Source organism: Rhizobium sp. BK112, assembly GCF_014193215.1.
In the GTDB taxonomy this organism is placed as follows: Bacteria; Pseudomonadota; Alphaproteobacteria; order Rhizobiales; family Rhizobiaceae; genus Rhizobium; species Rhizobium anhuiense.
The window spans coordinates 184077-198674 of the sequence record NZ_JACHYZ010000002.1; the positions used below are offsets into that span (position 1 = coordinate 184077).

Annotated in this window: 12 protein-coding genes and 1 pseudogene; 12 read left to right on the forward strand and 1 reads right to left on the reverse strand. The window is 55.2% G+C overall.

The window, feature by feature from the left end; all coding sequences use genetic code 11:
- Positions 1–2 precede the first annotated feature (2 nt).
- The 11 genes from FHT75_RS06100 to FHT75_RS06150 all read left to right on the forward strand — a co-directional run bounded on the left by FHT75_RS06100 (position 3) and on the right by FHT75_RS06150 (position 12684).
- Positions 3–1430: a class I adenylate-forming enzyme family protein gene (locus tag FHT75_RS06100; protein ID WP_063476372.1), complete on the forward strand. Its 1428-nt coding sequence runs from the start codon at positions 3–5 to the stop codon at positions 1428–1430.
- Position 1431: 1 nt separating this feature from the next.
- Positions 1432–2238, forward strand: coding sequence for a hypothetical protein (locus tag FHT75_RS06105; RefSeq protein WP_047613693.1), 807 nt, complete (start codon positions 1432–1434; stop codon positions 2236–2238).
- 14 nt (positions 2239–2252) lie between these two features.
- On the forward strand, positions 2253–2891 hold the full coding sequence (locus FHT75_RS06110; RefSeq protein WP_280952049.1) for a cyclase family protein: 639 nt from the start codon (positions 2253–2255) through the stop codon (positions 2889–2891).
- 14 nt (positions 2892–2905) lie between these two features.
- Positions 2906–3163, forward strand: coding sequence for an acyl carrier protein (locus tag FHT75_RS06115; protein ID WP_047613696.1), 258 nt, complete (start codon positions 2906–2908; stop codon positions 3161–3163).
- Complete coding sequence (locus FHT75_RS06120; protein ID WP_063476373.1) at positions 3160–3945, forward strand: AAC(3) family N-acetyltransferase; 786 nt, start codon at positions 3160–3162, stop codon at positions 3943–3945. Before FHT75_RS06115 ends, FHT75_RS06120 begins: the two co-directional genes overlap by 4 nt.
- Before the next feature lie 79 nt (positions 3946–4024).
- A complete protein-coding gene (locus FHT75_RS06125) occupies positions 4025–4717 on the forward strand; it encodes a class I SAM-dependent methyltransferase (RefSeq protein WP_047613698.1) in 693 nt (230 codons plus the stop codon).
- A gap of 270 nt (positions 4718–4987) precedes the next feature.
- Positions 4988–6553, forward strand: a complete 1566-nt coding sequence (locus FHT75_RS06130; RefSeq protein WP_125853787.1) for a hypothetical protein — start codon at positions 4988–4990, stop codon at positions 6551–6553.
- A gap of 63 nt (positions 6554–6616) precedes the next feature.
- Complete coding sequence (locus FHT75_RS06135; protein ID WP_210179975.1) at positions 6617–7993, forward strand: DUF4910 domain-containing protein; 1377 nt, start codon at positions 6617–6619, stop codon at positions 7991–7993.
- Positions 7994–8263: 270 nt separating this feature from the next.
- The gene (locus tag FHT75_RS06140) at positions 8264–11023 is read left to right on the forward strand and encodes a glycosyltransferase family 2 protein (RefSeq protein WP_063476375.1); all 2760 of its coding nucleotides are present in this window, start codon (positions 8264–8266) and stop codon (positions 11021–11023) included.
- 83 nt (positions 11024–11106) lie between these two features.
- Positions 11107–11928 (forward strand): ABC transporter permease, encoded by an 822-nt coding sequence (locus FHT75_RS06145; RefSeq protein WP_082849756.1) that lies wholly within the window; start codon positions 11107–11109, stop codon positions 11926–11928.
- Between the two features lie 30 nt (positions 11929–11958).
- The gene (locus FHT75_RS06150) at positions 11959–12684 is read left to right on the forward strand and encodes an ABC transporter ATP-binding protein (RefSeq protein ID WP_245294606.1); all 726 of its coding nucleotides are present in this window, start codon (positions 11959–11961) and stop codon (positions 12682–12684) included.
- 26 nt (positions 12685–12710) lie between these two features.
- On the opposite strand, the pseudogene FHT75_RS06155 reads toward FHT75_RS06150, so the two are convergent.
- Positions 12711–13069 (reverse strand): annotated as a pseudogene (locus FHT75_RS06155) (IS5/IS1182 family transposase); the annotation flags it as partial.
- Between the two features lie 65 nt (positions 13070–13134).
- Here FHT75_RS06155 and FHT75_RS06160 point away from each other — a divergent pair.
- The gene (locus FHT75_RS06160) at positions 13135–14595 is read left to right on the forward strand and encodes a UbiA family prenyltransferase (RefSeq protein WP_063476377.1); all 1461 of its coding nucleotides are present in this window, start codon (positions 13135–13137) and stop codon (positions 14593–14595) included.
- Positions 14596–14598 lie beyond the last annotated feature (3 nt).

The following is a 14598-nucleotide window of genomic DNA, read 5'->3' on the forward strand; positions in this document are numbered from 1 at the left end:
CAATGTCGAAACTGATAGACCGCTATTTCGAGCGCTTTCGCGAGCTGGAATATCCAATCCTTATCGATATTGCTGGCGAACGGCGACGTGAAGTCGCGGGAACAGAACTCGTTCCGATATTGGATCGGTTGGCATCGCTGTTGGGGCAAATGGGTATCCACCCCGGAGATCGTGTCGTCGCCGTAGTGGATAACACTCTTGAAGCCGCCTTGCTGCTGCTGGCTGCGATGCGTCACGGCATTACGCTCTGCATGCAGCCGGCCGATGCAAGCCCTGCCGACGTCGAGAAGGCGGCCCGCTTGGTCGGGGCGAAATCCACAGTGAATGCCACGGGGAAGACCGTATGCAACACCGAAGCCTGGCGCCTGGATGATTTGCCGGCGGTTGAGAAAGTGCCAGTGGACGTTAGGCCCGGAACCCCTCTCACAGTCACATTCACCAGCGGATCGACCGGCGCACCCAAGGGAATCGTCCATGCCGCCGAGAGTTTCCTCGCTTGCGCGGACGCCTTCAACCGGCAGACCAGCATTACGAATAAGGATCGCTTCTTGAATGTCATGCCCATGTATTACATGGCAGGAATATTTAATGGCATTCTTGCACCGCTTCAAGCTGGCGCGGCGGTGGTCATAGATTCCGCATTTTCGACGGGGACTGCCCTTAAATTCTGGCGAACCGTGGCGGAAAACGAAGTATCGGCTTTATGGCTCTCGCCGACCATGTTGTCGCTGGCGACAAAGTTGGATCGTGGAGACAAGCAACTTCCCAAAGCATTCCGGAGGCTTTTCGTCGGTACAGGCGCGATGCTCAAGTCCGACGCCGAGACATTTGAATCAACTTATGGACTGGCTCCGCTTCAATCCTATGGGCTCTCGGAGCTTCTGTATGTTTCGGTCGACGACGCAGAATCGCCGTGCTTCGGGACTGTCGGTTGCCCTCTGGAGGGAGTTGAAATTGCGACCGGCGATTCTGGAACCCTTGCCATCACAACGCCGTACGCATTCTTGGGCTACCTCGAAGATGGCAGGGTCAGAACTCCGCAACAACCGTTCGTGACAAGCGACATCGCCAGCTACGACAACAACCGCCTTTCGATCCTTGGACGCAGCGACGATGTGATATTGCGTGGCGGCGTCAATGTGAATCCTTTTGAGGCAGAAGCTTATCTATCGCCTCTCTTTGGCCAGCGATCCTTCTGCTTGATCGGACTGGCCGACGCGATGCTCGGTCAGAAAGTCATTCTCGTCTTGGAGGAAGTAGCCCGCCCGCAAGGGGCAGATATTCTTGTCAATGCCCAGAGGCTGATGCGTGAAAAAGGCGGGAGGGTACAAATAGACGGCATCGCTTATGTCGCGACCTTTCCGATAGGGCCTACGGGAAAGATTCGGCGGAAGGACCTCCGGGAGATGCTTGCCGAGGAAACGATTTGAGATGCTTATCCTGGGCCTTAGCCACATCGCACTGAATACCCCGGATATTGAGCGTTCTACCTCGCGTCTTGCCCTGCTCGGATATACGACGCGGTTTGACGAACCCGATCTCGAAAACCACCCGACGAAGTCCGCGCTCCTCGAGCGTTACCAGCGAAGGCATCATATCCGCTCACTTGGCGCTCCGGGCGGGATGAGCATTGAACTTCTGGACCATGGGCACACAGGGGGAATGCAATCAGCAGACCTCATTCCGGTTTTTCAGTCTCCCGAGCCTCTTGCCGGATGGCAAACTCTTAGCCCTGACTGCTTACCGCTGACCCAGGAGGCTTGGAAGCGACTAGAGGCTACGCTGAATGCTCCGCTTGAAGTCTTTTATGACCCGGAGCTTATGCTCATCTTCGTGTGGTTCAGCGAAGGCGGAGCATCCGGCCTTTTCGCATGTCTTATGCCGAGCCTCAATGTTGATGCGTCAAAAGAGATTCTCTCGTCGCTGCGATTTCGTCCCGACGCGGCATCCGGCCTGTGGTCGTTGTTGAGTCCAATTCCAGCCCTGCAGGCCAGGCTCTTGCCGATTGAATACTGCGATCATCCGAACTGGGTATTGCGCTCACCTCTGGACGCGGCGGGCAGTCCGTGCATCGCGCTTGTGGCGCGGGGCTCCGGGCATTCTCATCTTCCCATGCTATCTGCGCTGGGGGGGCACAGCGAGTCCTTCGCGCTTATGGTGAACAATAGATCATTGAAAATAACGCTTGTCCGGTCTGAGCATGGACCGGTTATCGAGTTGGTGGAGCCGATCACATGATTATTGACCTGACTATGACTCTGCGGGAGGGTATCATGACTTTTCCCGTACACTGGCACCCTGTTGTGGAAATTACCCAATTGGGACGTTTCGAGGTCGAAGGGCGGGAAACGCGCAAGATCGTTTTGGGCACGCACACCGGCACGCATGTCGATGCGCCCCGTCACTTTGTGCCCAAGGGTGAGACGATCGAAAATACCGACCTCGATATCTACTATGGCCCGGCTCGGGTGCTGGATTTCACTCATCTTCCTGACAAGACCGAAATCACCCGGGAAATGCTTGTTGAACGTATCGGACGGGATTTCCCATCGCGTATTCTGTTTCGCTATGATTGGGAACGGCGTCTCGATAGCCTGAAATATTACAGCGACCATCCCTATCTGAGCGAGGAGGCCTGCGAGTGGATAGTGGAAAACGGCATTCGTCTGGTGGGCTTCGACGCACCTATGCCCGATGACCCGCGCAACGGCCGCGGAAGCGACCGCGACTCTCCCAATCATACGATCCTGTTGGGAGCAGGAGTCGCCATTCTTGAATATCTCGTCAATTTGTCTCAAATTCCGACCAAGGACTTCATCTTATCGGCATTGCCGCTCAAGATTGAAGAAGGCGATGGCGCCCCCGTGCGCGCTATTGCCATTGTCGAATAGCAAGGGTTCCAACAGTGACGGATCTGACCGAATGGGCATGTGCCTTCGTTGAGCAAATCGATCCGAGCTTTTCGGGGCTCGGTAAAGAAGCAAAGCTCGGTGAAAATCTCTTTACCTCGGGGCGTCTCGATTCCATGGCGCTCATGAATTTACTACTCGAAGCGGAGGCGCAATTCGGCTTCACATTTACACCCGAGGCGTTTCAGGATCGACGCCTTCAAACCATTCGAGGTTTGGCCGAGGTCGTCGAGAGCTTGAAAAGCGCAGCATGATTACCAAGGGCGATATTATTGAGGCCCTGCGGTCTGCGGGGCTGACCGCAGGAATGACTGTTTTCAGCCATGCCAATATAGCGTTTTTCGGCCCGGTAGCCGGCGCCGCGAATATGTCCGAGCTTATCGATATCATGCTCGCCGCGTTTAAGTCCGTTCTTGGACCGGACGGGACCCTTGTTCTGCCTGTTTTTACCTATTCGTTCAGCTCCGACAAACAGGATGGCATTTTCGATCTTCAGACGAGCGTTTCAACGACCTCCGGGCTGGGCAACTGGCTAATCGCAAATGGAATGGGGCGCCGTTCCGCCGACCCGATGCTTTCTGTTGTGGCTCTCGGTGGTTCAGCTGACAGTCTAACGCGCGATATTGACCCGATCTGCTTTGGTCCCCGCAGTATCTGGGCACGGCTGTACGAGGCCGATGCGACTATATGCAATCTGAATCTCGATAGCGGCTCTACCTACCTGCATTGGGTGGAACGCGAGCTGGGCGTCGCCTATCGCTCAGATATCCCGATGATGGGAACGATTATCGACCATGGTAGGCCGCGCGCTGCGAAAATCGTCTACACCGGCCGCTCACTTGCCGATCCAAATGCCGTTCCAAAATTTGAGCATTATCACAATGCATCGGTCGCCGCCGGCCTGTCGAAGATAGTGCCGCTCGGGCGCGGACAGATTGTTGCGCAATCATGTCGAAAGGCACGCGATTTTCTCGGCGAGTTGCTTGAGAGGAATCCTTATATATTGACCGCTCGGCACGAGAAGCTGGTCGTTTGAAAACTATGGCGTCGATGCTGGGCAGATGAGGCTGCAGCGACGGCTCGGTCGCACGAGATTCATATGAATGGGGGTTGGAATGGGCTATGATTCAAAAAAGGCCTGGGGTGAGCTTTATTCGGGCGATAGTCCGATCGCTTACCCCGCGGAAGGCGTAATAAGGATATTCAAGGGGACGTTCCCTGCGCTGACGATGCCGCGCGATCACGCTAACCTCTCCATTTTGGATATGGGCTGCGGCGACGGCAGACATCTGCCATTCCTAAGCGGACTAGGCTTCGATGTCTGCGCAGTCGAGGTCAGCGAGACAATTTGCAGTACGCTGCGCAGACGGATGGAAGCCTACGACGTGAAAGTAGACATCCGCGCCGGTCATGCGGGTTCCCTGCCATATGAGGATTCGTATTTCGACCGTCTACTGACGTGGAACAGCTGCTACTACATGTCATTGAGCGGCCCAAGGTTTGGCGCCCACGTCGCGGAGATGGCCAGGGTGTTAAAACCCGGCGGCTGGATCGTTGCGTCTCTTCCAAAGAAAACCAGCTTCATTTTTCAAGATTCGACGGTGAGTGACACAGCCGGCTATCGCATCATTGCGAACGACTATTTCGGTATGCGCAATGGCGAAATCATGCGCTGCATCGAAGACCGTGCCGATCTGGTCGAGTCTTTTGAGGCGAAATTCGAAAACTTCTGCCATGCTGATCTCGACATGGAGTGGTTTGGATTGCCCTATCACTGGCACGTCTTTTGTGCGCAGCGAAAGGTTTGACCCCGTCCAATGAGAAAAGTCGGCCAGGAGACGATTAGTCGGTGCCATCGGCAACGTGGGCTTTTGCAAAAATTGCGATGCCGGGGTACTGTTCCGTTGAGGAAGATGAGAGCCAGTTTATCCAGGATAGCTGACTTTTTCCGGCGTATAAACTTTGATCTTCGTCTAAAGAATACGTCTTCTTCGGATATTATAGTTGCAAAAGATGCCAAATTCTATGCACGTTTACTTAGCTGGTCTGTGGTTCTGGATAGGAAAGCTATCGATGCATTGAACGACGACGGCGACTACCCTCTTGGCGCCTTTGATCTTTCCGAATGTATACGGCTGTCACTGGCGTTATCGGGCAGGATATGCCGACGTCTCGCTCGGGTGATGGCGCCAAATTCACCGACCGAGGCTGCGGCCCTGGAGGCAGCGTGGTTTTTTGCCGTTTGGACCGAGATCAGCGCTATCTTGCCGATGCGTCATCTCGCACGGTTTCTGCATAAGAAATTTGGCAAGAACCTTATTATTGTCCCCATCGACCATGGGCAGGTAACCTGTCTCAATCACTGGGCATACAATGAACTCGAGCCCTTCATTTTGGTCGCGGAGTTGAGGCGGCGCGGTGCTAGAAGTTTTCTACTTGCTAGGTCTCAAGAGCTGTCGAACCGGTTTTCCGACGGAAAAGGCGAACTGAATTTTGTCGCAAACTCCGCCTGGTGGCATTCGCGCGTGGACGCCAAAATCCCCACGACAACGTTCGAAAAGGTTTTCGACCCGGAGGGAATGCGTGATCGCAACAAGGTGCGTTCTACGATCGGGCGGGCTGCTCTCGTCGGGACCGTGCGTGACCCGGCATCGGCAGCGGCAGCCGATATCCATCTGTGGAGCGAAGTTGACAACCCGCCTTCCATCAACGTGTCGTTCGATATTGTCTCGACCCGCAAGGCATTTTCAATCTTCGCTCCCTCCAATCCACCTCCCAAACTCACAGATGCCTTTCTGACATTTGTTGGAGGGCTGTCGAAGGCGGCGTGGGAGAATGCCAATAAAGCCGTCGCTGCCTCCAAGGCCCGCGAGGCCCATGTCTGCGATCATTTATTTTTAGAAGGCGCGCTTATGAGCCACGCCGTGGCCGCCGCTGGCGGACATATCCGCTTGTGGCCGCACTCCTCCAATGCCGGCCATGTTCCCTTTCAAAAACACGATGCATTAGCCAGTGTGACTGCCGTTACGGCGAGCGCCAAGCGGACGTGGTCGAGAGTGATCCCCTCCGAAATCGTAAATATCGACTCTAGTTTCATGCTCTCCGAGGCCTCCGGCACCCGCTCCTATGCGTCGGAAGAGCCCGTTCACATCGTGGTTTTTGCTGGCGCGCACCGGATCAACCGTATGCCGACGATGGATTGTCGTGCCCAAAAGGCGGTGCTGCAGAAATTTTTCGGAGCACTCGGCGAGTTGCCCGACAAATTTCAGGTTCTCGTTAAGCCGAAGGCCTACTGGGAAGAAGCCGACTGGCTTGAACAGTTTTTCCCGATCGGCCATCGTTTTCGCTTCACCGAGCAGACGACCAAGGAGCTAGACCTCCCAAACATGATATTCTTAACCGTCTCGCTGGGCTCGACCGCGCTCTTGGAAGGGATCGGGCGCGGCATCCCCGGCTTGATCGTTCGGGAGTTTCCCATTGTCGACTACACCGCCCTCGATGCCGAGCACTTGCAAGTCGGTGATACCGATTTCGTCATCGGCCAAATCAGGTCCTGCGCCGATCCGGCCTATTACCATATGCTGGCGGAGCGGCATCTTCGTTGGTACAAGACCGAGACGAATTTTCCTCGTGGGGTTATTTGAAGATTGGGTCCTGGCGGGGTGATGTCTGCGGAGGACTGCGTCAGGTTATTGTGGGAGTAAGAAATGCATGTTGGCGCGCCTGGCGGTGAGCTTGCGGGAACCGCTGAACCAATGAATTCCGACGCGGCGCGCGAATCGGGCCAAGCTGCCTACAATTTGGCTTGCGAACTGTTTCCGATAAACCGATCGATCACTGGACCCGGCGTGAGGCAAACGCTTGCGATATTGACGCGGGAAATGCCGGAGTTAACCACTCATTCCGTTCCTTCGGGAACACAGGCTTTCGATTGGGTCGTGCCGGATGAATGGGACGTTCGAGAGGCCTATATCGAAGATCCGGAAGGCAATCGTATCGTCGATTTCAAGGCCAACAATCTCCATCTGATGGGATATTCGGAGCCGGTGAACTGCGAACTGTCCTTGGACGATCTGCAAGCGCATCTTTATTCGCTTCCAGACCAGCCGGATGCTATACCCTATGTTACGTCCTATTACTCCCGCCGGTGGGGATTTTGCCTCAGTCACCATCAGCGTTTGTCGTTGAAACCTGGACAATATCGGGTTCGGATTGACTCTACGCTCGCGCCTGGCAGCCTGAATTACGGCGAAATTCTCATCGCCGGTGATAGTGCAGAAGAAATTTTCCTATCCACCTATATTTGTCATCCCTCCATGGCAAACAATGAACTTTCTGGTCCAGTTGTTACAACCGAGATTGTCAAATGGCTGATCTCGCGAGATAGGCTTCCCTATTCATTTCGCGCCATATTCATCCCTGAAACGATCGGCTCTATTTGCTATCTCAGTCGCAATCTGGGAGTTATGAAAGAAAGAGTGCGTGCCGGGTTCAACATCACCTGCGCGGGCGATGACCGCGCCTATTCCTTCCTGCCGTCGAGGGATGGCAATACGCTGGCAGATCGCGCGGCGCTCCATGCCTTGGAGCATGTCGCTGGCGAGTTTGAGCGCTATTCTTGGTGGGACCGCGGCAGTGACGAACGGCAATATTGCGCTCCTGGTATCGATTTGCCGGTTGCCTCAATTATGCGTTCCAAATACGGGGTTTACGCGGAATATCATACCTCACTCGACAATCTGGATCTGATTTCACCGGCTGGTCTCGGGGGAGCTATTCGAGCCGTTCAAGGGGCAATCTTAGCGGTGGAGCAGGATCGTCATTACAAGATCAATGTTCTCGGCGAGCCGCAACTCGGAAAACGGGGCCTTTATCCAACCATTTCCACAAAGAGTTCAGGCGCAACCGTCAGGCTGATGATGAACGTTATCTCTCATCTCGACGGCAGGACATCGCTTTTGGAAGTCTCCAATAAGGTCGGCGTGGCGATCTGGGATATCTATCCTATCGTCCTGAAACTGATTGAAGCTGGGCTTGTCGACGACCTCTCATTTACTGTCCAGCAGTCAAATTCTAAGGGTTAGTCAATCTGCGGAATTCCATGGCAAGGTCAGGCACTCCTGGAGCGGTTCAGCTTTTCACGGAAGCGCAAACCGCTCTAATCTTTGAGCTTGCTGTGCGTATCGAACGGGCGCCAACCAAAAGACTGATCGTTGCGCGAGACCGAAACTGGATATTCCGGTGATGAAATCCTGCGGGGAGACCTTTTGTCAAATACCCTATTTCCAACACAGCAATTATCGCTAGAACCTGAACTCAATAACGCAGTGTTCCAAATGCCGAGAGAGAGCTAGATGCTTGTATCCAAAAAATCGCTCGAACCTTCTCTGCACGTCAGAAAATCGGCCTGGCTCGAACATGCGCCTTTTGCCTTCTGGCTGATGCAGGAGCTGCAGCCTCGCACCGTGGTCGAACTTGGGACACACAACGGCTTTTCCTTCCTTTCATTCTGCCAGGCAGCCAAGGCGGGTGGGATCGGCACAAAAATCTACGCCATAGATACGTGGCAAGGGAACGAGCATGCCGGTCTTTACGAGTCTGAAGTGCACGATTCACTTCGAGCCGAATTGCTCAAGGAATATCCAGGCATCGGCACTATGGTGCGCTCGACTTTCGCCGATGCGAGGTCTCAGTTCGCCGATGGATCTGTCGATCTTCTGCATATCGATGGGCGCCATCGCTATGAGGATGTGCTGGAAGATTTTCAAAGTTGGGAAAGCGCGCTATCCGACAGAGCGGTGGTCCTGTTTCATGATACGCGGGTAGAGATCGGCGACTTCGGTGTCTGGAAGTTTTGGGCGGAGATCTCGGCCGCGCATCCGAACTTCGAGTTTCATCACGGCAATGGTCTGGGCGTCCTCGTCGTGGGCAAGAACGCGCCGGAGGCATTGAAGGCTCTCTGCGCTCTTGCACCGGAAGAACAAACCGTCAACCGCATGCTCTACTCGAGGCTGGGCCTCGTCAATTCTTTGGATCACCAGATAGACGTGGCTCGTGAGCAGTTGGGTATCATTGGAAAGCAGGCAAAGCTGCTGACGGCCGATCGCGACTGTATCGCCAATTCCTTCGAGCAACATCGCCAGGCGATGGACATGATGCTGTCTTCGACGAGCTGGAAATTGACGGCTCCGCTCCGGTTGGCGAACCGCGCAGGTGCGCGGATTCCGCAGCTTGCAGCCATGATGCAGATGTTGGCCAAGAGACACGGCGGCTATGCGCGCCTGGCACGGAGATCGCTGGACATCCTCAGGCGGGATGGATTGGCAGGCGGCAAAACCGCATGGGCGCGCGCCAGGGCATTGCGTCATGGAGGCAACCCGCTTTCCGGGAACGACTATGAGAGCTGGCTTAAGCGATACTCCGGCCTCGATGAGGTGGGGCGCGAAAAAATGCGGTCTGAAATTGCGTCGTGGGAAAATCCGCCGCTGATTTCGGTCGTCATGCCGGTCTACAATCCGGAGGTCGATTGGCTGGAGGAAGCGATTGCATCAGTGCAGGCGCAGATCTATCCGTCCTGGGAGTTGTGCATCGCGGACGATCGGTCGACGTCCGAGCACGTGCGCCCCCTCCTTGAAAAATTCGCAGCTGCCGATCCGCGCATAAAGGTGGTTTATCGCGCTACGAACGGGCATATATCCGAAGCCTCCAATTCAGCCTTGGAACTCGCGTCCGGCAACTGGATGGTTCTTCTCGACCAGGACGATCTTCTGACGGAAGATGCGCTGTATTATGTCGGTCGTGCCATCAGCCGGGAGCCAGACGTTGCGTTGATCTATTCCGACGAGGACAAGATCGAAAACGGCCGGCGTTATGATCCTTACTTCAAGCCGGACTGGAACCCTGATCTGTTGCGTTCGCACAACATGGTTTGCCATCTTGGCGCGTACCGTATGGATCATGTGCGGGCCATCGGCGGCTTTCGGAAAGGCTTTGAAGGCGCGCAGGATTACGACCTGGTGCTGCGCTTCTCCGAGGGCCTGCTGCCGGGGCAGATCTGCCATATCCCGCGGGTTCTGTACCACTGGCGAAGCCATTCCGGCAGCACGGCGCAAAGCGGCGGCAACAAAAATTATGCCGCCATCGCCGGTCAAGCCGCCCTGAACGAACATTTGCAGCGGACGGGGCTGGCTGGTCACGTCGAAATATTGCCGACCGGCATGTACAGGGCGCGCTATGATCTGCCGCCCAATCCGCCGAAGGTAAGCCTGATCATTCCAACGCGAAACGGATTGCGGCTTCTGCGTCAGTGCGTCAGCTCCATTCTCGAGAAAACCACCTATCCCAATTTCGAGATCCTGATCGTCGATAACAATTCGGACGACCATGCGACGCTGCGCTATTTCGACGAAATTCAGTCGCACGAACGGGTGAAGGTGGTTCGCGATGGACAGGCTTTCAATTATTCCGCAATCAACAACAAGGCCGTCAGCCTTGTAGACGGCGAATATGTGGGCCTCGTCAATAACGATATCGAGGCCGTCTCTCCGGATTGGCTGAGCGAAATGATGGCGATTGCCATGCAGCCGAAGGTTGGCGCGGTTGGCGCGCGGCTGTGGTATCCGGATGACCGGCTGCAACATGGCGGCATTATTCTCGGGATCGGCGGGGTGGCCGGTCACGCCCACAAGATGTTGAGACGCGGCGAACATGGCTATTTCTCGCGGGGCGAGCTCACGCAAACGCTCAGCGCTGTAACGGCGGCATGTCTTGTCGTCAAAAAATCCACTTACGAACTGGTCGGCGGCCTGGACGCGGAAAATCTCAAGGTCGCGTTCAATGACGTCGATTTCTGCCTGAAGCTCCGAGAGGCGGGCTTCCGGAATGTCTGGACGCCTTATGCCGAACTCCGCCACCACGAGTCGGCGACGCGAGGGGTAGAAGATACTCCCGAAAAGAAGCAGCGCTTCCAATCCGAGGTGCTTTTCATGCTCCGGCGCTGGGACAAAGTGTTGATGGCGGATCCGGCCTACAACCCTAATCTGACGTTGGAATACGAAGATTTTTCGCTTGCATGGCCTCCGCGAAACGATATTGATCCCACCTCGGCGTCCTGACCTCCAGATGGACAAAAAATCGAAGTTTACTATTGCCATCGAGCGTTCACGGCGCATGCGCCAGGAGACAACGATGGAACAGCATGATCGAGAAGAGCACGATGGCGACGCGAGCTAAAAGCAATACCATGCGTGCGCTGGATGATATCCGTGGTGGGTTCGACCAGCGTGAACTATGGCTCTACCTGGGCTGGCGAGAGATAAAGTCGCAATACAGCCGCTCCATCATAGGTCCGTTGTGGCTCACACTTTCCATGGGAATGATGGTTCTTGGTCTCGGTGTGCTTTATTCCCAGATATTGAAGATCGATGTCGCGAATTACCTGCCCAGGCTTGCGATAGGTCTCATCGTCTGGGGCCTCATCAACGGAATTATCATCGGGGCATGCAGGATATTCGCCGTTGCCGGTGGAGCCATGCGGCAGATCAAGATGCCGGTCAGCATGTTCATCTTCCAGTTCATCTGGAGTCAGCTTCTGGTTTTTGTGCATAACTTTCTAATATATATAATTATCGCTATTGTATTCCTGATGAATCCGGGCTGGAATGTCCTTCTGTTTTTCCCGGCGCTCTTTCTTGTTGTCTTAAGTGGATTTTTTATATCGATGATACTCGGTCCGTTGTGCGCGCGGTTTCGCGACGTGCCAATGATCATTGGAAGCGTTATGCAAATCGTTTTCTTCATGACCCCAATCATCTGGAGTGCCGACCAGATGCCAAGCCGCGCATGGGTCCTGACCGCAAATCCCTTCTATCATTTTATCGAAATCATCCGGGATCCGTTGCTCGGAAAAACGGGTACTGCACTCAACTGGACGGCGAGTGTCGGCATTACGATTGCCCTTGGCGTGATCGCTACGGTCTTTTTCGCCCGTTACCGCGCACGCGTCGTCTATTGGAGCTGATCCTTGGCTAAAATTTCTCTGAAGGATGTCGTGGTCGACATTCCGATCTACGGCGCCAGCCATCGTTCTTTGAAGAACAGTATTCTCGCTTCAGCCACAGGCGGACAGATAAAGCCCCGTGAAGGCACCGGCTCGGTCGTGATTCGGGCGATCGAAGGCCTGACTCTGGATATCGAACACGGCACGCGCCTTGGCCTGCTCGGCCACAACGGCGCAGGAAAATCGACAATCCTGCGGGTGATGGCCGGCATTTACGAACCGTCGATCGGAACGGCGGAGATCGACGGCGAAGTCGCATCAATGTTCGACATCGGCTTCGGTATGGATCCCGAGTCAAGTGGCTGGGAAAACATCATTCTGCGGGGAATGTATCTCGGATACAGCCGCAAGGAGATCGAGGCCCGCGCAGAAGAGATCGGTGCTTTGACGGGGCTGGGCGAATTTCTCGATATGCCGCTTCGCACTTACAGCGCCGGCATGTCGACAAGGCTTGCCTTCGCGATCTCGACATCGATCAAGCCGGAGATACTGCTTATCGATGAGGGTATCGGCGCAGGCGACGCGGCATTTCTTGCCCAGGCGCAGGAACGGATGCGCACTTTCATTTCCAACGCTGGAATTCTGGTGATGGCGTCTCACTCGAACGATCTGTTACGGGCATGGTGTAAGGAGGGCCTCTGGATGGAGCACGGTCGCATGCGAATGCGTGGCCCTATCGACGATGTCCTTGCAGCTTACACCAAGTCGCTCGGATAGGTGCAGCCAGCGCGTTACTCGATAATCTGGCCGGCGGTCAGTACGAGACGAACGGGACATCCAAGGCCACGTGCGGCCATCTGGATTTTGGTGGTCAAGCCGTCGTGAGAACGGCCAAGGGCCTGATCTTTAGCCCTTTTTCTCGTCGGAAGCGTGCTGGTGGGCGCGAATGATGGTGCTATCGACAATCAGCTATTCGAAATCACTGTCGTCCGATATCGCCTCATGGAAATGCCACCAGACACCCTTTTGGCTCCACCGGCTTTAGCGACGAAACATGCTGTTCCATGTCGCCGAACAGTTCGCTTCGGTTGGGCGTCGCAGATCGCCACAACCCGATTGGTGTGTTATTGGACCCCCGTGACAGGTCCCAGGCCAGAATCATTGTTGATATTGGGTCTTGGGATTCCGTATAGCGAATGGTCGGCAGAAAAATAGACTTAGGTGGTCATGGAGACTTCAAATCAGTTGTTTGACGGTTGTCTGAACCCAGAATCGAAATTGCCTATCATTGTGGATCTGGATGGTACGCTGATCCTGTCGGACACCTTGCATGAGTCCGCTGCGGTTGCGCTTTTCCGTAAACCGCTGGTTCTGTTTCACGCGCTGAGACAGCTTGTGAACGGCCGCCATGCGCTGAAGGCTGCGCTCGCGAAAGAAGTCGACTTGACCCACGAGGTGTTACCGCTTCGGGAGGATCTCGTCGAATGGTTGCGCAGCAAGGCAGAAGAGGGGCATGAACTCCATCTTTGCTCGGCCGCGAATCAATCTGTGGTAGACGCGGTCGCGAAAAGAGTCGGCATATTCGCCTCGGCCGTCGGTTCTTCAAGCTCAAATCTGAAAGGCAAGGCCAAGGCGCTGTATCTCGAAGGTCGCTTTCCTGACGGCTTCATCTATGTCGGTGACCATGCGGCGGACCTGCCTGTCTGGCAGGCGTCAAAGGGCGTCGTGCCCGCCGGCGTCAGTCAAAGTGTGTCGCGGGAGCTCAAGCGGCGCAACCTGCCGGTGATCGCCGAATTTCATTCGCCGTCACTGAAGTTCAGGGAGTTCTTGAAGGCCATCCGCGTTCATCATTGGACCAAGAACGTTCTGCTCTTTGTTCCACTGATTCTGGCCCATGAATGGACCAACCTCTTACTCATTCTGCAAACCGTCTCAGCATTCGCCTGTCTCCTGGCGGTCACCTCTGCCACCTATTTGCTCAATGACATTGCCGACCTCAATACGGATCGTCAGCATTGGTCGAAACGCTACAGGGCCTTGGCCAGCGGCAAGCTGTCTATCCGGGCCGGCTTCATGCTCGCGGGTGGGCTGTTGGTAGGCGGTTTCTTTTTCGCGGCCTTGCTGTCCCCGCAATTCACGCTCGCCCTCCTTGCGTATCTGGTGATAACGGGAGCGTATTCGCTGGGCTTGAAGCGGGTTCCTCTGCTCGACACCCTTATTATCGGCATACTTTTCACGACACGCCTCATCATGGGGACGGTCTTGCTCGAGAGTTCGAAGCCGGCATGGCTGCTGACCTTTGCCGTGTTTCTGTTCTTTTCGCTGGCCGTGGCAAAACGTCATACGGAAATTGTTCGGGCAGCGACCAGCGGCTCCCTGAGTCTCAAGAGTCGCGGGTACGAAATCGAGGACGCGCCTTTGACGCTTTCGCTCGGTATCGGCACCGCCCTGGCGTCGCTCGTCGTCCTGATGATCTTCGTCTTGCAGGAAATGCTGCCTGGCAAAGCCTATTCCTCTCCGCATTTCCTGGGTGGAATTCCTATCATGCTGTCGATTTGGCTTGGCAGAATCTGGCTTCTGGCACATCGGGGGAAGATGAACGACGACCCGGTCAGCTTTGCCATTCGCGACCGTATCAGCGCTGGTCTCGGCGTCGTGGTCGCGATCTTGTTCCTGGCCGCACTATGACCA

Excerpts from the sequence above, each read along its gene's own strand:
- FHT75_RS06110 (WP_280952049.1), top strand. The coding sequence starts at position 2,253 with ATGACTCTGCGGGAGGGTATCATGACTTTTCCCGTACACTGGCACCCT.
- FHT75_RS06105 (WP_047613693.1), top strand. The coding sequence starts at position 1,432 with ATGCTTATCCTGGGCCTTAGCCACATCGCACTGAATACCCCGGATATT.
- FHT75_RS06140 (WP_063476375.1), top strand. The coding sequence starts at position 8,264 with ATGCTTGTATCCAAAAAATCGCTCGAACCTTCTCTGCACGTCAGAAAA.
- FHT75_RS06160 (WP_063476377.1), top strand. The coding sequence starts at position 13,135 with ATGGAGACTTCAAATCAGTTGTTTGACGGTTGTCTGAACCCAGAATCG.
- FHT75_RS06120 (WP_063476373.1), top strand. The coding sequence starts at position 3,160 with ATGATTACCAAGGGCGATATTATTGAGGCCCTGCGGTCTGCGGGGCTG.
- FHT75_RS06100 (WP_063476372.1), top strand. The coding sequence starts at position 3 with ATGTCGAAACTGATAGACCGCTATTTCGAGCGCTTTCGCGAGCTGGAA.
- FHT75_RS06145 (WP_082849756.1), top strand. The coding sequence starts at position 11,107 with ATGATCGAGAAGAGCACGATGGCGACGCGAGCTAAAAGCAATACCATG.
- FHT75_RS06135 (WP_210179975.1), top strand. The coding sequence starts at position 6,617 with ATGCATGTTGGCGCGCCTGGCGGTGAGCTTGCGGGAACCGCTGAACCA.
- FHT75_RS06125 (WP_047613698.1), top strand. The coding sequence starts at position 4,025 with ATGGGCTATGATTCAAAAAAGGCCTGGGGTGAGCTTTATTCGGGCGAT.